General features: G+C 67.0%; 19 protein-coding genes and 1 tRNA gene. 15 read left to right on the forward strand and 5 right to left on the reverse strand.

From position 1 onward, the window contains the following. Positions 1-410: 410 nt before the first annotated feature. A tRNA-Ala gene (locus ABIB58_RS15720) sits at positions 411-486 on the reverse strand. A 163-nt stretch (positions 487-649) separates the two neighbouring features. On the opposite strand from ABIB58_RS15720, the gene ABIB58_RS15725 reads away from it, so the two are divergent. The 6 genes from ABIB58_RS15725 to ABIB58_RS15750 all read left to right on the forward strand — a co-directional run bounded on the left by ABIB58_RS15725 (position 650) and on the right by ABIB58_RS15750 (position 6,680). After that, on the forward strand, positions 650-955 hold the full coding sequence (locus ABIB58_RS15725; RefSeq protein ID WP_265151201.1) for a YggT family protein: 306 nt from the start codon (positions 650-652) through the stop codon (positions 953-955). A 104-nt stretch (positions 956-1,059) separates the two neighbouring features. Beyond that, on the forward strand, positions 1,060-1,941 hold the full coding sequence (locus ABIB58_RS15730; protein WP_354042695.1) for a 3-hydroxybutyryl-CoA dehydrogenase: 882 nt from the start codon (positions 1,060-1,062) through the stop codon (positions 1,939-1,941). Further along, entirely contained in the window at positions 1,938-2,495 is a 558-nt protein-coding gene (locus ABIB58_RS15735; RefSeq protein ID WP_137720670.1) for a phthalate transporter, read from the forward strand. The genes ABIB58_RS15730 and ABIB58_RS15735 overlap by 4 nt, the downstream gene beginning before the upstream one ends. Before the next feature lie 50 nt (positions 2,496-2,545). Then, complete coding sequence (locus ABIB58_RS15740; RefSeq protein ID WP_354042700.1) at positions 2,546-3,784, forward strand: DUF418 domain-containing protein; 1,239 nt, start codon at positions 2,546-2,548, stop codon at positions 3,782-3,784. 41 nt (positions 3,785-3,825) lie between these two features. Beyond that, on the forward strand, positions 3,826-5,709 hold the full coding sequence (gene cobT, locus ABIB58_RS15745; protein ID WP_354042705.1) for a cobaltochelatase subunit CobT: 1,884 nt from the start codon (positions 3,826-3,828) through the stop codon (positions 5,707-5,709). Beyond that, on the forward strand, positions 5,706-6,680 hold the full coding sequence (locus tag ABIB58_RS15750) for an esterase-like activity of phytase family protein (protein WP_354042709.1): 975 nt from the start codon (positions 5,706-5,708) through the stop codon (positions 6,678-6,680). The genes cobT and ABIB58_RS15750 overlap by 4 nt, the downstream gene beginning before the upstream one ends. Positions 6,681-6,683: 3 nt before the next feature. On the opposite strand, the gene ABIB58_RS15755 is transcribed toward ABIB58_RS15750, so the two are convergent. The 3 genes from ABIB58_RS15755 to otsB are packed head-to-tail and all read right to left on the reverse strand — an operon-like array spanning position 6,684 to position 10,656. Next, a complete protein-coding gene (locus tag ABIB58_RS15755) occupies positions 6,684-8,096 on the reverse strand; it encodes an alpha,alpha-trehalose-phosphate synthase (UDP-forming) (protein ID WP_265151190.1) in 1,413 nt (470 codons plus the stop codon). Positions 8,097-8,138: 42 nt separating this feature from the next. Next, positions 8,139-9,923 carry a glycoside hydrolase family 15 protein gene (locus tag ABIB58_RS15760; RefSeq protein WP_265151188.1) on the reverse strand — a complete coding sequence of 595 codons (1,785 nt, stop codon included), beginning with the start codon at positions 9,921-9,923 and terminating at the stop codon, positions 8,139-8,141. A 4-nt stretch (positions 9,924-9,927) separates the two neighbouring features. Then, positions 9,928-10,656, reverse strand: coding sequence for a trehalose-phosphatase (gene otsB / locus ABIB58_RS15765; RefSeq protein WP_055754359.1), 729 nt, complete (start codon positions 10,654-10,656; stop codon positions 9,928-9,930). A gap of 198 nt (positions 10,657-10,854) precedes the next feature. Between otsB and ABIB58_RS15770 the strand changes: the two genes are divergently transcribed. Genes ABIB58_RS15770 through truA form a run of 9 tightly spaced genes read left to right on the forward strand, consistent with a single transcriptional unit; the run spans position 10,855 to position 17,958 of the window. Next, positions 10,855-11,847, forward strand: a complete 993-nt coding sequence (locus tag ABIB58_RS15770) for a KpsF/GutQ family sugar-phosphate isomerase (protein WP_354042718.1) — start codon at positions 10,855-10,857, stop codon at positions 11,845-11,847. A 1-nt stretch (position 11,848) separates the two neighbouring features. Beyond that, positions 11,849-13,132: a glycosyltransferase family 4 protein gene (locus ABIB58_RS15775; RefSeq protein WP_354042722.1), complete on the forward strand. Its 1,284-nt coding sequence runs from the start codon at positions 11,849-11,851 to the stop codon at positions 13,130-13,132. A gap of 30 nt (positions 13,133-13,162) precedes the next feature. Further along, positions 13,163-14,335, forward strand: a complete 1,173-nt coding sequence (locus ABIB58_RS15780) for a polysaccharide biosynthesis/export family protein (protein ID WP_354042724.1) — start codon at positions 13,163-13,165, stop codon at positions 14,333-14,335. A gap of 4 nt (positions 14,336-14,339) precedes the next feature. Next, entirely contained in the window at positions 14,340-14,918 is a 579-nt protein-coding gene (locus tag ABIB58_RS15785; protein ID WP_354042728.1) for a hypothetical protein, read from the forward strand. Positions 14,919-14,951: 33 nt separating this feature from the next. After that, positions 14,952-15,353: an acyl-CoA thioesterase gene (locus ABIB58_RS15790; protein WP_354042731.1), complete on the forward strand. Its 402-nt coding sequence runs from the start codon at positions 14,952-14,954 to the stop codon at positions 15,351-15,353. 57 nt (positions 15,354-15,410) lie between these two features. Next, positions 15,411-15,986, forward strand: coding sequence for a peptide deformylase (def, locus tag ABIB58_RS15795; protein WP_354042734.1), 576 nt, complete (start codon positions 15,411-15,413; stop codon positions 15,984-15,986). Further along, positions 15,986-16,264 carry a hypothetical protein gene (locus tag ABIB58_RS15800; RefSeq protein ID WP_017504962.1) on the forward strand — a complete coding sequence of 93 codons (279 nt, stop codon included), beginning with the start codon at positions 15,986-15,988 and terminating at the stop codon, positions 16,262-16,264. Before def ends, ABIB58_RS15800 begins: the two co-directional genes overlap by 1 nt. A gap of 27 nt (positions 16,265-16,291) precedes the next feature. Further along, positions 16,292-17,215 carry a methionyl-tRNA formyltransferase gene (gene fmt, locus ABIB58_RS15805; RefSeq protein WP_354042739.1) on the forward strand — a complete coding sequence of 308 codons (924 nt, stop codon included), beginning with the start codon at positions 16,292-16,294 and terminating at the stop codon, positions 17,213-17,215. Then, on the forward strand, positions 17,215-17,958 hold the full coding sequence (truA, locus tag ABIB58_RS15810; RefSeq protein WP_354042741.1) for a tRNA pseudouridine(38-40) synthase TruA: 744 nt from the start codon (positions 17,215-17,217) through the stop codon (positions 17,956-17,958). The genes fmt and truA overlap by 1 nt, the downstream gene beginning before the upstream one ends. 18 nt (positions 17,959-17,976) lie before the next feature. Here truA and ABIB58_RS15815 read toward each other — a convergent pair whose 3' ends face one another. Then, on the reverse strand, positions 17,977-19,020 hold the full coding sequence (locus ABIB58_RS15815; RefSeq protein ID WP_354042744.1) for an aspartate-semialdehyde dehydrogenase: 1,044 nt from the start codon (positions 19,018-19,020) through the stop codon (positions 17,977-17,979). Between the last annotated feature and the right edge of the window lie 127 nt (positions 19,021-19,147).

Genomic DNA, 19,147 nt, shown 5'->3' on the forward strand with positions numbered 1-19,147 from the left:
ATTTGCTCTTCCGTGAACCTTGATCGCTTCATTCTGTCCGTCCTTCGTTGGGCGGACTCTAGCTATTCCTGGAGGAGTTTCAGGGGGTCACGTCACGGTGTTCACACCCCAAACGTCAACCGTCCGGTCAACCGTCAACCGCTTTTGTAAACCGACGCACTAGAAAACTCGCATGCCCAGGCTGCCCGTATACGTCAGGGCCAGGGGGAAGGACCCGTGCGCTGTCAGCGCCCGGCTTCTGGTGTCTGTCTGCTCCTCACCCACCACACGCGCGCGTGTGGCACCCCACCCCAGGCGGGCGACGGCTGCTTATCGGGCGCTTATCGGGCAGAGACCAATGAACGCGACCAGACGCAAATAGCGCATCCACGACGTCCATTTTTGATATGAAATCAGAGAGTTAGATAGCCTGGTGGAGCCGAGGGGAGTCGAACCCCTGACCTCGTCATTGCGAACGACGCGCTCTACCAACTGAGCTACGGCCCCGTTTCCAGCGTGGGATCGGGTTTCACAGGCGTGGCGGACATAGAAGGCGGGCGGGCGTGGTGTCAACGGGCTTGTGTGCGCAAAGCGCGCAGGTCGGATACGGCCGTTGTCGGAGCAGGGGCGAACAGGCTAGAAGCGCCGATCCAAGCAGGAGTTACCGTTCATGGGCTATGCGCTCGTCTGGTTGATCAACACCATCATCAGTTTGATGATCTGGTTCATCATCGCCCAGGCCATTCTGAGCTGGTTGGTGGCGTTCGACGTCGTCAACTATCGCAACCGCTTCGTCTATTCGGTCGGGACCTTCCTGGACCGGGTCACCGCGCCCCTGCTGGAGCCGTTCCGCCGCATCATTCCGAACCTGGGCGGCATCGACATCTCGCCCATCGTGGTGATCCTGATGCTGCAGTTCATCAGCGTGCTGTTCAACCGCACGGCGGCGCCGGCCCTGATCCAGCTGCTCGGCTGAGGCGACACGGCGGGCGGAAATCTGATGCGAGAGGGTTGATCCGCTCTTGCGCCGCGCGCCTTCCTTTCTAAAGGTGCCCGCCCGACCACTTTCGACCACGGTTCATGACCTCGATCACCACAGTCGCCGTTCTGGGCGCCGGACAGATGGGCGCAGGCATCGCGCAGGCGGTCGCGCTCGGGGGCTATTCGGTTCGCCTTTATGACGTCGTCGCCGACCGGCTGCCGCTGGCGCAGGGCGAGATCGCGGCCAGCCTGGCGCGTCACGTCGGGCGCGGCCTGGTCGATCAGGCCGCCGCCGATGCGGCCCTGGCCCGCATCACGACCAGCGACGGAATGGCCGAGGCCGTCGCCGGCGCCGATCTGGTCATCGAGGCGGCGCTGGAAGACGAGGCCGTCAAGAAGGCCATCTATGCGCAGGTCGTGCCGCACCTGGGGCCGCAGACCCTGCTGGCGTCCAATACCTCGTCGATCTCGATCACGCGCTTGGCGTCTTCGACGGACCGGCCGGACCGGTTCGTCGGCCTGCACTTCATGAAGCCGGCGCCGGTGATGAAGCTGGTGGAGATCATTCGCGGCATCGCCACCTCGGCCGAAACCCATTCCGCCGCCGTCGCCTTCGCCGAGAGCCTGGGCAAGACCACCACGGACGCCGAGGATTTCCCCGCCTTCATCGTCAACCGCATTCTGGTGCCGATGATGAATGAGGCCATCTTCGCCCTGTACGAAGGGGTCGGCAACGTCGCCTCGATCGACAAGGCGCTGCGCCTGGGCGCCAACCACCCGATGGGCCCGCTGGAACTGGCGGACTTCATGGGTCTGGACGTCGTCCTGGCCATCATGAACGTGCTGTATGACGGCCTGGTCGACAGCAAATATCGTCCCTGCCCGCTGCTGGTGAAATACGTCGAGGCCGGCTGGCTGGGCAGGAAGAGCGGACGCGGCTTCTATGACTATTCCGGCGCTGCGCCGGCGCCGACGCGATGAGCCGGTTCGAGAGCTATTCCGATCTGCCGGGTCAGGCGACCATCGCCGCGCGGCCTGGCCGGACGCCTCGGATTCTGGCCTGTTTGGCCGGCGCGGCCTGGCCGCCCCTGTGGTTGACCCTGCCCTTCTGGCGGCCCCACGCCTATCTGCCGGGCCGCGACATGGACTGGCGGCTGGTGGTGATGCTGATCGGCCTGATCACCGTGCCGCTGGCGCTTTATCGTGTGCTGAACGAGCGCAAGCGCGACGGCCGGCCCGGCACGCGGCTGGGCGTCGTCTGGCGCTTCATGATGTACGGCGGCCTGGCGGCGGCCCTGGTTCAGATCGTCGTCGCCCTGGGCATGAGCGTGATGGGCTGGTTCGAGGCCGGCGATGTGATGCAGGCCCTGGGCGCGACCGAGACCACCCTTTTGATCTTCGGCGTCGGCGGCCTGCCCATCGCCATGATCGTGGGCGTCAGCTACGCCTTATGGGCCGGGCTGTGCGCCGCCTTCATCGCCTTCGAGGCGCGGCCGGCGGTCAAGGATCGACTGGGCCTGATGCCCAAGGGCTGACAGGCGCGCAAGACGCCTGAGTTCTAGGATTGGGGGATCCGAGAATGACCATGGACGACACGGATAAGGATGCGGCGGAGATCCTGTCGCCCGTCGCGGCGACCTCGCGCATCGCTAGCCTGGACGTCATGCGGGGGCTGGCGGTGCTGGGCATCCTGGCCGTCAATGTCGTCTCGTTCGGCCTGCCGGTCATGGTCTATCAGGATGCGAGCCTGAGCCCGTTTCCGGTCACCGGCGCCAACGCCGTGGCGCGCTGGACGATGGACGTCTTCTTCCATCAGAAGTTCATCACCCTGTTTTCGATGCTGTTCGGGGCCTCGATCTACTTGGTCGGGGGCGAGCGGGACGATGCGGCGCGTGGCAAACTGCTGCGACGCCGCCTGTTCTGGCTGGCCGTCATCGCCCTGATCCACGGCCTGGCCTTCTGGTATGGCGACGTGCTGCTGCTCTACGCCTGGTCAGGGCTGTTCGTGATGTTGATGCGGTCGATGCGGGCCGGGACGTTGATCGGGATCGGCCTGGGCGTGACCCTGTTTCTGGGCGCGATGCAGGCGGGCGCGACCTGGCTCATGGTCGCCGGGCCGCCGGCGATCACCGAGGCGATGAACCAGGGCGGGCCGCATGACACCGCCGCCGTGGTGACGGAGTCGATCGCCGCCTATCGCAGCGGCTGGGCCGGGGCGATGGGCCAGAACCTTCAGAACTGGCTGCTGCTGCAGGGCGCAAGCCTGACCATGTTCGTCTTCTCGACCGTGGCCCTGATGATGCTGGGCATGGGCCTGTTCAAGGCTGGCGTATTCAGCGGCCGGGCGCCCAACGGGGTCTATGTCGCCTTGATCGGCGTCGGCGGCGCTGTGCTGGCCCTGCTGGGCGTGCTGGAATGGCGCGAGGCGATGGCCCAGGCCGGAACCCACCCGACGCGCGGCCTGGCGGAGGTCGTCGCCTCCTTCCCCGTCTTCGTCACACTGGCCTATGTCAGCCTGATCGTGCTGGCGACAACGCGAGGGGCGGCGTGGATCACGGCAGCGCTGCGACCGGTAGGGCAGTTGGCCTTCACCAACTATCTGACCCAGACCCTGATCATGACCTCGATCTTCTACATGCCGTGGGGGCCGCGCCTTTTCGGACAAGCCGACTATGTGCAGATGTGGGGCCTGGTCCTGGCGGTCTGGGCGCTGCAACTGATCTGGTCGCCGCTGTGGTTGTCGCGGTTCAGCATGGGGCCGCTGGAGTGGGTTTGGCGCTGTCTGACCTATGGCCGACGGGTGCCGATTTCAAAAGGCGGCTGACGGCGCTTTTATCGCAGGCGCGAAGCGATTAACTGAGGGCCATGGCCGCCCCGGATACTCCCGCCGAAACCTTCAAGCGCGCGCTGGGTCATGCCGCGCGGGCGCTGGCCGAACAGCCCGAGCTGGAGGTGGTGTTCGGGTCCGACGGGCCCAAGCTGTCGAACGGCGTCCTGACCCTGCCCCATCCGCCGCGCGATCCGTCCGGGCCAGAGAGCGCGTCCTTGCGCGGCCAGGCCGACCGGCTGGCGCTGCGTCTGGCCAATCACGATGCGACGGTGAACAGCCGGATGCGGCCAGCGGACGCCAAGGCGGCCGAGGTGTTCGATGCGGTCGAACAGGCGCGGGTCGAGGCCTTCGGATCGGAACATCTGGCCGGGGTGCGCGACAATCTGGGCGCCGCCCTGATCACGCGACTGGAAAAGACCGGCGCCCTGCGCATCAGCGACGCCGACCGCGTGCCCGTGTCCGAGGCCGTGGCCCTCCTTGTCCGCGAGCGGCTGACCGGACGCTCCGTCCCCGATGGCGCCAAAGCCATGCTGGATCTGGTGCGCGCCAACATCGAGGCCAAGGCCGGCGCCAAGCTGGACGCCCTGGCGGGCACGGCGGGCGATCAGGAAGGCTTTGCGCTGAAGATGCGCGAGGTGCTGCGCGCCCTGGACCTCGACCCCGGCGATGGGCGCGGCGAGGATACGTCCGAAGATCCCGGCGACGAAGAACCCGATCCCCAGGACCCCGCGGCTGACGACGATCAGGACGAGGAGGAAGAGCAGGACGGCGGCGAAGGCTCCCAGTCGATGGAGGGCGACGCCGATGATCAGTCTTCCGAGCAAGAACGTGAAAGCCGCCCCGAAGGCGCGCCCGCCGATCCCGACGGCGAAGGCGCCGACGACGGGCCGGAGTTGCAGGAAGGCCAGCAGCCGAACCGTCAGCAGACGGCCGACGACGGCCGCGCGGTTGATTTCTACCGCGTCTTCACCACCGCCTTCGACGAGGTTGTGGACGCCGCCGACCTGTGCGACCCGGTCGAGCTGGACCGGCTGCGCGCCCTGCTGGACGGCCAGCTGGCCATCCTGTCCAGCGTCGTGTCGCGCCTTGCCAACAAGCTGCAACGCCGCCTGCTGGCGCAGCAGAACCGCTCCTGGGTCTTCGATCTGGAAGAGGGGATGCTGGACACCGCGCGGCTGACCCGGATCGTCACCGACCCGACCGCACCCCTGTCGTTCAAGGCCGAGAGCGAAAGCCCGTTCCGCGACACGGTCGTGACCCTGCTGCTGGACAACTCCGGCTCTATGCGCGGGCGACCGATTATGGTGGCGGCGGTCTGCGCCGACATCCTGGCGCGGACGCTGGAACGATGTGGGGTGAAGGTCGAGATCCTTGGCTTCACCACCCGCGCCTGGAAGGGTGGTCAGAGCCGCGAAGCCTGGATCACCGCCGGCAAGGCGCAAAATCCCGGCCGCCTGAACGACCTGCGCCACATCATCTACAAGGCCGCCGACGCGCCCTGGCGCCGGGCCAAGAAGAACCTGGGCCTGATGATGCGCGAAGGTCTGCTGAAGGAGAATATCGACGGCGAGGCCCTGCAATGGGCGCACGGCCGCCTGCTGGCCCGCACCGAGCAGCGCCGCATCCTGATGGTCATTTCCGACGGTTCGCCGGTCGACGATTCGACCCAGTCGGCGAATGCGGCGCTTTATCTGGACAAGCACCTTCGCCAGGTGATCGCCGAGATCGAGGATCGCTCGCCGGTCGAACTGCTGGCGATCGGCATCGGCCACGACGTGACCCGCTGGTATCGCAAGGCCCTGACCATCGTGGATGTGGAACAGCTGGCAGGCGCCATGACCGAAAAGCTGGCCGAACTGTTCGAGAACGAGGGCGCGGCCGGTCCCACCCGTCGCGCCAAGCGAAAGCTGGCGGCATGAGCCGTTTCGGCCGGCTGGCCAGTGTCTGGATCGCTCTGTCGCTGTCGGCCTGCGCCGCCTCGCTGGGCGCACCGCGTCCCTATCCGTTGTCGTCGGACGGCTGGACGCCCCAGGTCGCGGAACTGCGAAGCGTCAGCCTGGGCCTGCCCGGCGGCACGCAGTTGGCTGACGGTGTGACGTTCGCCGGCGGCCTGCAGGTTAGCGCGGCGCCGACCTCGCCGCTGCACAGCCTGTCGGACCTGAAGCTGACCGGCGACGGCGGCTTCGTCACGGTATCGGACACCGGTGATCTGGTGCGCGGCGACATTCGCCTGGACGCCCGGGGACGGCTGGTCGGCCTGGACCACTTCCGCTCGCGCCGGCTGACGCTTCAGGACGGCGCCGCGATTTCCGACAAGTCGGACGGCGACGCCGAGGGCCTGGCCATCACCCCGTCCGGCGATCTGCTGGTCAGTTTCGAGCGGCGTCATCGCATCTGGAACTACGGTCCCCTATCGGCGCTGAAGACCCAGCCGACGCCGGTGCGGTCGCCCGACTTCGCCTTCACCGAGAATGACGGGATGGAGGGTCTGGCGACTGCGCCCGGCGGCTGGCGCGTCTCTGGCGAGGCGGGCGGCGTCTGGGACTGCGCGGCGGCGAGATGCACGGTCGTCAGCGCGCCGCCTGCAACCCCCATTCCCGACAGCGAATACCGCATCACCGGCCTGGATCGCGATCCGTCCGGCGCCGGATGGTTCGTCGTCCAGCGCCTGTACAGGGCGCCCATCGACATGCGCGCGCGCGTTCGCCGCATGGCCCCCGACGGAACGCTGGGGCCGGTGCTGATCGAGCTGAAACTGCCCGGCACGACCGACAATTTCGAGGGGGTCGCCGCAGAGACGCGCAACGGCAAGACCCGCCTCTACATCCTCTCCGACGACAACTTCAATCCGGCCCAGCGCACCCTGATGCTGGCCTTCGACCTGCGCTAGGCGTCAGGCCGCGCCGGCCCACTGCGTCGGTTGAGAGGTCGATTCATCGGCTTGCAGGGCGCGCACGAAATCATCGCGCCAGATGCCGACATCAGTGGCGCGAACCACATCCATCAAGGCTTCCCATTTCCGAATCCGCTCGGCCAGCGGCATGGTCAGCGCCTTCTGGATGGCGTCGGATAGCTCTTCGCGACTGTAGGGATTGACCAGCAGCGCCTCACCCATCTGTTCCGCCGCTCCGGCGAAGCGCGACAGGATCAGAACGCCGGGATCGTCCGGGTTCTGGGCGCAGACATATTCCTTGGCCACCAGATTCATACCGTCACGCAGCGGCGTCACCAGACCGACCCGCGCCGCGCGGTAGATGCCCGCCAGCTGATCCCGGCGATAAGTGCGGTTCAGATAACGGATCGGCTGCCAATCCATGTCGGCGAAGGCGCCGTTGATCCGTCCCGCCAGGGCGTCCAGCCGCGAACGAATGTCCTGATAGCTGTCCACGTCGTCGCGCGAGATGGGCGTGACCTGCAACAGGAAGACCTCGCCCCGCATCGACGCATTGTCGTGCAGGAACTGTTCGTAGCCCAGCAGCCGCTCTTCCAGCCCCTTGGAATAGTCCAGCCGATCCACGCCCACGATCATCGACCGGAAGGCCGACGACGCCGCCATCCGGTCATAGGTCCGCGCCCCAAGCTGCGAGTTGCGCGCCGCCAGGAAACCATCCACGTCGATGCCGATGGGGAAGACGCCGGTCTGGACCTTGCGCCCGAAACACTCCAGCCCGCCGACGCCGTCCAGTTCGCCCTGGGCCTCGGACACCACATAGTCGGTGAACAAGTCGCTCCATTCCTGCGTATGGAAACCGATCAGGTCGAAGTCGAACATCGATTCCACAAGCCGCCGGTGATGCGGCAGGGTCACCAGCAACTGCCGCGCCGGCCAGGGCGTGTGCAGGAAGAAGCCGATCCGGTTGCGTACGCCCAGGCGACGCAGATCCCGCGCCATCGGGATCATGTGGTAGTCGTGGATCCAGATCATGTCGTCAGGCTGGATCAGCGGCGCCAGGGCTTCGGCGAAACGCCGATTCACCCGCTCATAGCCCTCGCCATAGGACCGCTCGTATTGGGCCAGGTCGATGCGGTGATGGAACAGCGGCCACAGCGTCTTGTTGGCGTAGCCGTTGTAGTATTCGTCGACGTCCTGCCCCTCCAGATCGACGAGCCCTACGGTGACGCCGGCCCGGTCCTCGATCTTCACCTCGCCGGTGTAGTGGTCCACCCGCTCGCCCGACCAACCGAACCACAGGCCGTCGTATCTTCTGAGGGCGGCGGACAGGGCCATAGCCAGGCCGCCGGCGGACCCGGCGGCGGGGTCGGTCGGGGCCGAAACCCGGTTCGAAACAACGATCAGGCGGCTCATGACTTCACTTCACACGGCGACCCCAGCCCCGGGGTCCAGACATTAACGCACATCGGTCCAAGAACGGCTCAACAGCACGGCGCAATTGATGATGCCGACCAGGGAATAGGTCTGCGGATAGTTGCCCCACAGCTCACCATCGTCGATCGAGATGTCCTCGCTCAACAGCCCTGCAGCCGTCCGCCGGCTCAGCATCTCTTGGAAGATGGTGCGCGCTTCCTCGATGCGGCCGTTCTGGTGCAGGGCCTCGATGAACCAGAAGGTGCAGAAGTTGAAGGCGGTCTCCGGCTCCCCGAAGTCGTCCGGCTCCACATAGCGGAACAGGTGGCTGCCCTTCTTCAGATCGCGCTCGATGGCGTCGAACGTCGCGATCTGACGCGGATCGTGCGCATCGAGGAAGCCCAGATCGGTCATCTGCAGCAGGGAGGCGTCCAGCTCACGTCCGCCGAAGCTGGCGGCGAATCGACCCTCGTCGGGCAGATAGGCCTCCGCCTCGATCCGCTGACGGATGATTTGCGCCCGCTCACGCCAGAAGGCGCCCCGATCCGACAGGTTCAGATGGTCGGCCGCCTTGGCTAGACGGTCACAGGCGGCCCAGCACATGACGGACGAATAGGTATGGACCCGCGCAATGGTGCGGAACTCCCACAGGCCCGCGTCGGTCTGATCGTGCATGGCAAAGGCGCGCTCGCCGATCGCTTCGAGCGCGTGGAAATCCTCCAGCGTGCCCGGACGCAGCAGCCGTGCGTCATAAAAGGCCTGGACCAGCGGCAGCACGATCTGTCCGTAGACGTCGTGTTGCAGATGTTCGTGCGCCTGATTGCCGATCCGCACCGGCTTCATGCCGCGGTAGCCCTCGACGCTGTCGACGATGCTCTCGCCGATTCCGGGCTCCAAGCCCACCCCATAGACCGGCTGAACGTGGCCGCCGGCGGAATCGTCGACCAGGTTTCTCAGATAGACGAGATAGTTCTCGAGGATGTCGACCGCGCCCAGACGGTTCAACGCCCGCACCGTGTAATAGGCGTCGCGGATCCAGCAGTAGCGATAGTCCCAGTTGCGCCCGCTCTCCTTGAACTCGGGCACGGAGGTCGTCATGGCGGCAACGATGGCGCCGGTCTCTTCATAGGCGCACAGCTTCAGCGTGATCGCCGCGCGGATCACCGCCTCCTGATAGTCGAGCGGCAGATAGAGTTTGCGCACCCAGTCCTGCCAATAGGCCACTGTGCGATCCAGCGCGCCCTGCACGCCGTGACCGACATCCTGATCGTAGCCCTCGTCCGGGCCCAGGAAGAAGGCGTGCGACCGTTCCAGTCGGAACACGCGCTCTTCCAGCACATGCGACACAGGACAATCGGTCGTCAGGCGGAAGGTGACGTCGGCGCACATATAGCGGATGTGGTTGGATCCGGAGGTGTGCGGCGCCCGGCGCGCGCCCCAATCCGTCGAAGGCCGCAACCGCACACGGATACGCGGCGTGCCCGACACGGGCCGCACGATGCGAGCGAAGGCCAGCGGCCGATAGGTGCGCGAATGTTTCGGATGACGCGGGGCGAAATCGATAATCTCGGCCGACGATCCGTCCTCGGCCGTCATGACCGTGCGCATAACCGGCGTGTTGCGGACATAGGCCTGATCGATCGTCTTCACGTCCTCCATCTCGATGGCCCAGAAGCCGTGCTCGGGCGCCATGCCGTCCATCAGGGCGGAAAAGACCGGGTCGCCGTCCACGCGCGGCGCGCAGGCCCAGACGAAGCGGCCCTGACGGTCGATCAGGGCGCTGACGCCGCAGTTGCCGATGGGAAACAGGTCCAGATTGGGTTTCATCGGTTCAGGCCTTCGCTACGGCTTCAAGCCAGGTGAGCACGGCATCCACATCGTCCAGCCGGTATCGCGCCGCCGTCTCGCGCTCGGGGCCGACCAGCACGCCGTATCCGCCCAGCGCCGCCGCAGCCTCGAACCCGTATTCGTCGGTCAGATCATCGCCCAGCATGACCGGGACAGCGCCCTTGAACGGGGCCTCCTGCATGAAGGCCGTAACAGCCGTGCCTTTGTCGGCGCCGGGCGTCTTCAACTCCAGCACCATATGTCCGGGTTGAAGCGTCAGTCCCGTTTCGGCCTGCAACTCGGCGGCCAGTCCCTTGGCGGCGCCGGCCTCATCCGGCGCCTGACGATAGTGCAGACCGACGGAGACGCCCTTGTCCTCGACGATCACGCCGGGGCGATCGGCGGCGAATTCCTCGAACGCGTCCAGCGCCTGGGCGACGCCGGCGTCGGGCGTCTTGCGTTCAATGGAGCCGTCCTTCAGACGCCGCTCCAGGCCATGCACGCCCGAGCCCGAGACCAGGGCGTGATCGGAAATGCGGTCTATCTCGGCGAGGGTGCGGCCGCTGACGATGGCGACGCGGCCCGCAAGTCGCGCCTCGACCGCCTTCAGCGCCGCCGTACGACGCGCGGTCGGCACGACGGCGTCGGGCGTCGGGGCCATCGGCGCCAGCACGCCGTCCATGTCCAGGAACAGGGCGATCCCGTCAGCGACGACGGGGGGTGTCGGGAGCAATAGCGAAACGGCTCCGGCATGAGACGGCATTGACGATCAAACTCTTTGTTTTAGTTCCCCGGTCGGCGTAACGCGCCAGAGCGGCAAAGGTTGACCAGAAACCGACAAAGTCGTCTGAAAGGGAGGCGGCGCGCGAAACGCACTCACGGCGGATCGCGCTCGTCAAAGAAGGAGAGCCCGGCTGCGGGCCAGAACACTATGACCGAGATCGCTCACTCGACCCCCGACGACATCGCCTTGATGACCGACCGCGCCCGTGAGGTCGTGCGCCTGAACATTGAGGCGCTGGAGGCGCTGGAACGCTCGATCGACGTTTCGCTGGCCCGCGCAGTCGATGTCATCATGAGCCGGCCGGGCTATGTGGTCGTCACCGGCATGGGCAAGTCGGGCCATATCGGCGGCAAAATCGCCGCCACCCTGGCCTCGACCGGCACCAACGCCTTCTTCGTCCACCCGGCCGAGATGAGCCACGGCGATCTGGGGATGCTGCGTCCTGACGTGACGGTGCTGGCCATCTCCAACTCGGGCGAGAGCCGCGAGCTGCGCGATCCGCTGATCTATTGCCAACGCAACGGCATTCCCGTGATCGCCATCACCCAGCGGCCGGCCAGCTTCCTGGGCCGCAATGCAGCGGTCTGCCTGACCATGCCCAAGGTCGCGGAGGCCTGCCCCAACGGCTTGGCGCCCACCACCTCGACCCTGATGACCCTCGCTCTGGGCGATGCCTTGGCCATGGTGCTGATGGATCGCCGCGAGTTCACGGCCATGGACTTCGGCCTGCACCACCCCGGCGGCGCCCTGGGTATGAGCCTGCAAAGCGTGCGCGAATGGATGGGCGACAATGCCGCCGTCCCCGCCAGCGTCCCATTGAACGCCAGCTTCGGCGACGTGGTCTCGGCGATCACCGAAGGTCGAAAAGGTGCGGTGGCCGTGCTGGACGCCGATGGCGCGCTGGCTGGCATCGTTACCGACGGCGACCTGCGCCGGGCCTTCCAGCGCGACACCACTGATTTGACGGCGGCCGATATCATGAGCGCCAATCCCATCACCGTGGATCCGGATGCGCGGATGAGCGACGTCGTCGATCTGTTGACCGCCAACAAGATCGCCAATCTGTTCGTGGTCGAGGACGGCAAGCCAACGGCCATCGTCCATATCGCCGAACTGATGCAGGCCGGCTACGTCGCCTAGTATGCGTATTCTCTACGACGCCAGCCGGCTGATGAGCCGCGCCGATCGCTCGGCCCCGACGGGCGTGGATCGGGTGTGTCTCGCCTATGCCGAATGGCTGCTGGCCGCGCCGAATGTGACGACCATTCCTGTGCGCGGGCGGAAAAATCGGCTTGTCGCCGTCGAAATCGACTGGTTCCGCCGGTTCGTCATTGATTTGCGGGCGAAGTGGAACGGACTCGCCAGCGCGCCGGCCGACCTTGCGCACGAACAACGGCTGCTGGCGGCCTTGACTGCAGAGAGGCGCCCCATCGCATCCGTCCTGTGCGCGCCCCCTGCCCCTGTAAAGGAAAAGCCCGCCGACAAGACACGCGTCTTCAAGCAATTCTTTCGCTCGCGCCACGTCGCCCCACTGCCCCAAGCCGATCTGTATCTGACCGTCGGTCACACGACCCTGCACGAGCCGACGGCGCTCGAAGAGTTGAAGGCCGTCGGAATCGAGCGCGTCGTTTTGCTGCACGATCTAATACCGGTCACCCATCCCGAGTTCTGCCGCCCCGGCGACGGCGACAAACACCATGCGCGAGTGTCCAACACCCTGCGCCTCGCCAGCCGCATCATCGTCAACTCGGCCTACACCGGCGACGAACTCCGCGCCTTCGCCGAGCGGGAGGGCCTGCCTCTCCCGCCGGTCCACGTCGCCCATCTCGGGCTTGAGCCGGCTTTCGTCGCTGGCGACGCGATTGAGGCGCAGCGTCCCTATTTCGTCCACGTCGGCACGATCGAGGCGCGCAAGAATCTGGCCCTGCTGCTGACACTATGGCGACGCCTCGAAGAACGGATGGGCGATCGGACGCCGTCTCTGGTGCTGATCGGCCGCTATGGCTGGGAGAACGAGGCGGTGCTGGACCACCTGCAACGCTCACCCAATCTGCAAGGAGTCGTGCACCAGGCGTCCAACCTGTCCGACGCGGTACTGGCCAGGCTGATGCGCGGCGCGCGCGCAGTCCTTGCCCCGTCATCCGTCGAAGGCTTCGACCTTCCGGCGGTCGAGGCCTGCGCGATGGGCCTTTCGCTGATCGCCTCCGACATTCCGCCGCACCGCGAGCTGACGCCGAACGCCGAACTGATCGATCCGCTGGACGGTCTGGGTTGGCTGACCGCCATCGAGCGCGCGACCGAGGCGGCGCCGACACCGCCGCCCCCATACCAGGCGCCGTCCTGGTCGGAGCATTTCCGCATCGTCACCGACGCCGTCGGCCTTCAGCCCGTTTCGCCACTGGCGAGCGCGCCCAAAGGCTTGTAATCAATCCGCGAACGAGGGCTATTCAGCTTCATGACGCGCACCATCCTGCCGCTTGCCATTGTCGCCATTCTCGGCGGCTGCTCCACCTTGCCTCGCGACGGACCGTCCGGCGCGTCGGTCAACGCCGGCGCCACGACCGCCTCGGCTCTGGGAAGCTATGCCCTCGTGCCGCTGACGTTCGAAGCCACCGAACGTATGAAGCAGATCCCGCCGCAGTTCTTCGGCAGCCTCGCGGCAGGATCGAGCGATCAGCCCGCAGACGTGATCGGCGAAGGCGACACCCTGGCGATCTCGATTTTTGATCCGTCCGGTTCGCTATTTGGAGGGACCCTGGGCGCCGGCTCGGCGTCGGGCCGTAACGCCGCAACCATGTCCGGCGGCAATCAGGTGTTGCCTGGTGCGACGGTCGATCGGTCAGGCTCAGTGACCATTCCGTTCGGCGGGCAGGTTCGGGTTCAGGGCCTGACCTCCACCCAGGCGGCGGCGGCGATCCGGCGCGCCCTGGTCGGCAAGGTCGCAAATCCGCAGGTGCTGGTGTCCATCGCCGGCAACGCCTCAAACACGGTCAATGTGCTGGGCGACGTGCGCCAGCCCGGTCGCGCGCCGTTGGGCGTCAACAGCGACCGCATTCTGGACGTGATCGCTGCGGCCGGCGGCTCGGCCCGCACCACCGATGACCTGACCATCTCGATCCAGCGCGAGGGCCGCACCTATACCGCGCCCCTGTCGGCGGTGACGACCGAGTTCGGCGAGAACGTGCGTCTGCAGCGCGGCGACGTGGTCAATGTTCAGTACAAGCCCCGTCGTTTCTCGACCTTCGGCGGCCTGAACGCCGTGGCCCAGGTCGACATGCCGGCCGGTCCCGTGACCCTGACCGGCGCCCTGTCCAAGGTCGGCGGGCTAAACACAAATACAGCCAATGCGCGTCGCGTTCTGATCTTCCGCTTCGAACGTCCCGAGGTGGCCCAGGCGCTGGGCATCAATCAGCCGGCCACCCCGCGTGGCGTGCCGGTCGTCTATGAGCTGGACTTCAGCGACGCCGCCAATGTCTTCGCCGCCACCAACATGGAGGTCATGCCCGAGGACGTGATCTATGTGCCCCTGGCCGGCGCCGCGGAGATGCGCAAGTTCTTCGAGGTCGTTCAGAGCCTGACCCGCGTCGTCTATGACGTGTCGGTGACCAGCACGCTCAACAACAACTGACGTCATGGCCAGACGGCGGGCGCGGCTTTCGGGACTGTTTTCACGCAAGTCACCGGCGGCGCCCGCCGAGGACACGATCGACCCGTTCGAGCGGCCGACCGAGCTGGAGCCGGAAGAATCCGACCCCTTGAGCCTGGCCTTGGCTGAAATCGAAGCCGGGGCGCTGGAGATCTACGCCCAGGCCGGGCTGCCCACCCAGCCGGGCCACTATCGTCGCGATCCCGACACGGGGGACTGGATTTTCTTGGCCCGCCAGATCGAGCCGTCCGAACGCTTCGCCTTGGCCCTGCGCTATCCGCCCGAACAGGGCTGGCGCTTCGCCCGGCTGGAGGATTTGGGGGCGCGGTCGGACCGCGAGGATGTTCAGGCTGCTGCACGTTTGATGGCGGACGTCGCGAACTTGCAGGCGTTTCGGCGCACCGTCCTCACGCAGGAACATCTACTGACCGCCATGGAGCTAGGCGCCGCCTGGCGCGCCTTGCGCGATGCACAGGCTTTTCGCACGTCCCGCCTGACCCTGTCCGTGCCAGAGCCCGCGCTTCCCAAGGCGCTCAAGGGCGACAAGCCGCCAAAGCCGCGCTAGAGAGCCCGCCTCCCCGAACTGCAGGCTCCTTCCATGTCCGACGCCCCCGAATATCCGCCCGAAGATCAGCCCGTAGGTCGCATCATCGCCATGCCCGCCGATACCAACCCCGAGGGCGACATCTTCGGCGGCTGGCTGCTGGCGCAGATGGACCTTGCGGGCGCGACTCCGGCGTTCGAACTGGCCTGCGGTCGCTGCGCCACCGTGGCGCTGGACGGCATGGTCTTTCACCAGCCGGTCTCGGTCGGCGACGAGGTCAGTATCTACGCCCACGTCATCGGCTCGGGCCGCACCTCCATCCGCGTCCACGTCGAAGCGTGGAAGCGGGCGCGGGGCCAGCCCCAGGCCGCATCAGTGCGCGTGACCCAGGGCGTCTTCACCTATGTCGCCATCGACGAGCACCGCAAACCCCGCCCTCTGCCCGGCAAGGCGTAAAGCGCGGCAAGAGGCGCAAATCTTGACCTTGCGCCGGGGCGGGCCTACGTCCCGGCCATGGCCATTCGACGCATCCTCACCATCGACAACGCCGCCGACCTGGCGGTCCTGAAGCAGGTATCCAAGCCCGTCGCGGCCGTGGACGACGCCGTCCGCGCCCTGATGGATGATATGCTGGAGACGATGTACGACGCGCCGGGCATCGGCCTGGCCGCCGTTCAGATCGGCGCCCTGGACCGCGTGATCGTTATGGACCTGGGCGACAAGGACGGCGTGGTCTGCGAGACCGAGGAAGAGGCGGCCGAGAGCGCCGAGGCGCGCAAGAACCCGCGTTTCTTCGCCAACCCGGAAATCCTGTGGACCTCGGACGAGCTCTACACCTACGAGGAAGGCTGCCTGTCGATCCCCGAGTATTTCGACAAGGTGGAACGCCCGGCCCGCGTCCGCATTCGCTATCTGAACCGTGACGGTCAGTCGGTGGAGGAAGAGGCCGAGGGTCTTTACGCCGTCTGTATCCAGCACGAGATGGACCACCTTAACGGCGTGCTCTTCATCGACCATCTGTCGCGTCTCAAGCGGGACCGCGCCGTGACCAAGGTCAAGAAGGCCGCCCGCGACAGGATCGCCGCCTGATGACCAAGATCGTCCGCCCCGAACGTATCGAACGCGCTGCGCGCCGGATCGCGCCGTCCATTCCGCGCGGCCGGTCGCTGATCATCGACGCCTCGGGCCGTCGTCGCCTGACGCGCAGCCAGAAGGTCGGCGTCGCCGGCGTCGCGACCCTCGCCGGCGTGGCCTTGCTGGGCGTCGTGGCGGGCCTGCTGCTGGACCGGCTGCTCGATTTCGACGACGCCCTGGACGCGGGCGGCGAATGGGACGAGGGCGGCGGCGTCTTCACCCGCTGGCAGTAGGCGGCCTAAACCTCTAAAGGCCTGCCCATGCGCCTTGCCTTCATGGGAACTCCCGACTTCGCCGTGCCGTCCCTGGCCGAGCTGATCGCCTCGGGTCACGAGATCGTGGCCGTCTATTCGCAGCCGCCTCGCCCTAAAGGCCGGGGCCAGAAGCTGACGCCCTCGCCCGTCCACGCCTTCGCCGAGACCATGGGCCTGCCCGTCTTCACGCCCGAAAGCCTGAAGGATGCCGAGGCGATCGACACCTTCAGAAGTCTGGATCTCGATGCAGCCTGCGTCGTCGCCTATGGCCAGATCCTGAAGACCGAGGTGCTGGAGGCGCCGCGCCTGGGCTGTCTGAACCTGCACGGCTCGCTGCTGCCGCGCTGGCGCGGGGCCGCCCCGATCCAGCGGGCCATCATGGCCGGTGACAAACAGACCGGCGTCCAGATCATGCAGATGAGCCTGGGTCTGGACGAAGGCCCCATCCTGCTCAGCGAACGGATGGACATCCTGCCCGACGACACGGCCGCCAGCCTGTCCGAACGGATGGCCCATGTCGGCGCGGGCCTGTGGCCCCGCGCGCTGGCCGCCATCGACCGGGGCGGCGTCACCCCCTCGGAACAGGTCGGAGAGCCGACCTACGCCAAGAAGATCACCCCGGCCGAGGCCCGGATTGACTGGACCCACCCGGCCGCCGAGGTGGACGCCCACATCCGAGGCCTCTCGCCCTTCCCCGGCGCCTGGTTCGAGGCCCCGTCAGAGGCTGGCCCCGTGCGGATCAAGGCGCTGCTGTCGGGTCTGGCGGACGCATCGGGCGCGCCCGGAACCGTGCTGGACGACGCCCTGACGGTGGCCTGCGGCGCCGGCGCGGTGCGTCTGATCCGCGTTCAGCGCGAGGGCAAGTCGGCGCAATCGGCCGAGGAGATGCTGCGCGGCTTCCCCCTGCCGGCCGGGACCGTGCTCGGCTGATGCCGCGCTACAAGCTGACGATCGAATACGACGGCACGGCCTACAACGGCTTCCAGGCGCAGGAGGGCCAGCCGACGGTGCAGGGCGCGCTGGAGACGGCGATCCACGCCTTTTCCGGCGAGCGCATCCGCATCGCCGCCGCCGGCCGCACTGACACCGGCGTCCATGCGACGGCCCAGGTGATCCACGCCGATCTGGACCGCGACTGGCCGGTCGATACGGTGCTGAACGCTATGAACGCGCATCTGGTGCGTCAGGACGTCTGCGTCCTGGCGGCTGAATATGCGCCCGACCCCGACTGGCACGCCCGGTTCTCGGCGACTGGCCGAGGCTATCTGTACCGCATCCTGAACCGGCGCCCCCAGCCCGTGCTGGAGCGCGACCGGGTCTGGCACGTCAAGAAGACCCTGGACGCCGAGGCCATGCACCATGCGGCGCAAGTCCTGGTCGGCCACCACGACTTCACCACCTTCCGCGATGTCGGCTGCCAGTCCAAATCGCCGGTCAAATCGCTGGACGTGGCGCGCGTCACTCGGTTCGGCGAGGAGGTGCATCTGGTGTTTCAGGCGCGCAGCTTCCTGCATCGCCAGGTCCGGTCCATGGCCGGCACCCTGGTCGAGGTGGGGCTGGGTCGCTGGAGCGCCCATGACGTCCAGGCCGCGCTGGAGGCGAAGGACCGCGCGCGGTGCGGCCCCGTCGCCCCCTCGGCAGGGCTCTATCTCAGCGGCGTGCGCTACGACTGAACCCCGCCTGGGGTCTGGTCAGCCGCGCTGCTGGACCAGGACCTCAGCGATCTGGACCGCGTTCAGGGCCGCGCCCTTCCTCAGATTGTCGTTGGAGACGAACAGGGCCAGGCCGTGCTCGACCGTCGGATCGGGGCGCACCCGGCCGACGAAGACCGGGTCCTGACCCGACGCCTCCAGCGGATTCGGCACGGCCGTCACCACCACGCCGGGCGCCTGGGCCAGCAGGTCCAGAGCCTGAGCCGCCGACAGCGCCCGCTCGAACTCGACATTGATCGACAGCGAATGGCCGGTGAAGACCGGCACGCGTACGCAGGTGCCCGAGACCGGCAGGCCGGGGATTTCGAGGATCTTGCGGCTCTCGTCGCGCAGCTTCAGCTCCTCGTCGGTATAGCCGTCTTCGCCGAGGCTATAGTTCAGGGCCACGACATTGGCGGCGATCGGCACGACCCATTTCTCAAGCGCGCCGAAGTCCACGGCCCCGCCGTCGCGGGCCAGGGCCGCGCCCTGTCCCACGGTGGCGCGCGCCTGGTCCTCCAGCACACGAATGCCCTCGACCCCGCCGCCCGAGACGGCCTGATAGGTGGAGACCGTCAGACGCTTCAGCCCCGCCGCGTCGTGCAGGGGCTTCAGCACCGGCATGGCGGCCATGGTGGTGCAGTTGGGGTTGGCGATGATCCCCTTGGGCAGGTCGGCCAGGGCGTGCGGGTTCACCTCGGCAACCACCAGCGGCACCTGGGGGTCAGACCGCCAGGCCGAGGAGTTGTCGATCACCACCGCCCCGGCCGCGGTCACCTTGGGCGCCAGAGCCTTGGACGTCTCGCCGCCGGCCGAGAAGAAGACGATGTCCAGCCCGGCGTAATCCGCCGTCGCCGCATCCTCGACCACGATGTCGGTCTCTTCGAAGCGGATGGTCTTGCCCGCCGACCGTGCCGAGGCGAACAGGCGCAGCGAAGTCAGCGGGAAATTCCGCTCAGCCAGCAGGCCGCGCATCATCTCGCCGACGAGGCCGGTGGCGCCGACGATTCCCACGTTGGGCGGGCTGGACGGGGAAAAGGACATTCAGGCGTCTCCTGGAAGGATGGAGGCGCGGGTTCAGCCAGTTCGACCGCCCCGCGCATCGGCGGGGCTTGGGATCGGGGTTGTCGCTAGACCGCGCGCGCACCCGAAACCGCCCCGCCGAAGCCGG

Source organism: Brevundimonas sp. UYEF29, assembly GCF_040546195.1.
Lineage (GTDB): Bacteria > Pseudomonadota > Alphaproteobacteria > Caulobacterales > Caulobacteraceae > Brevundimonas > Brevundimonas huaxiensis.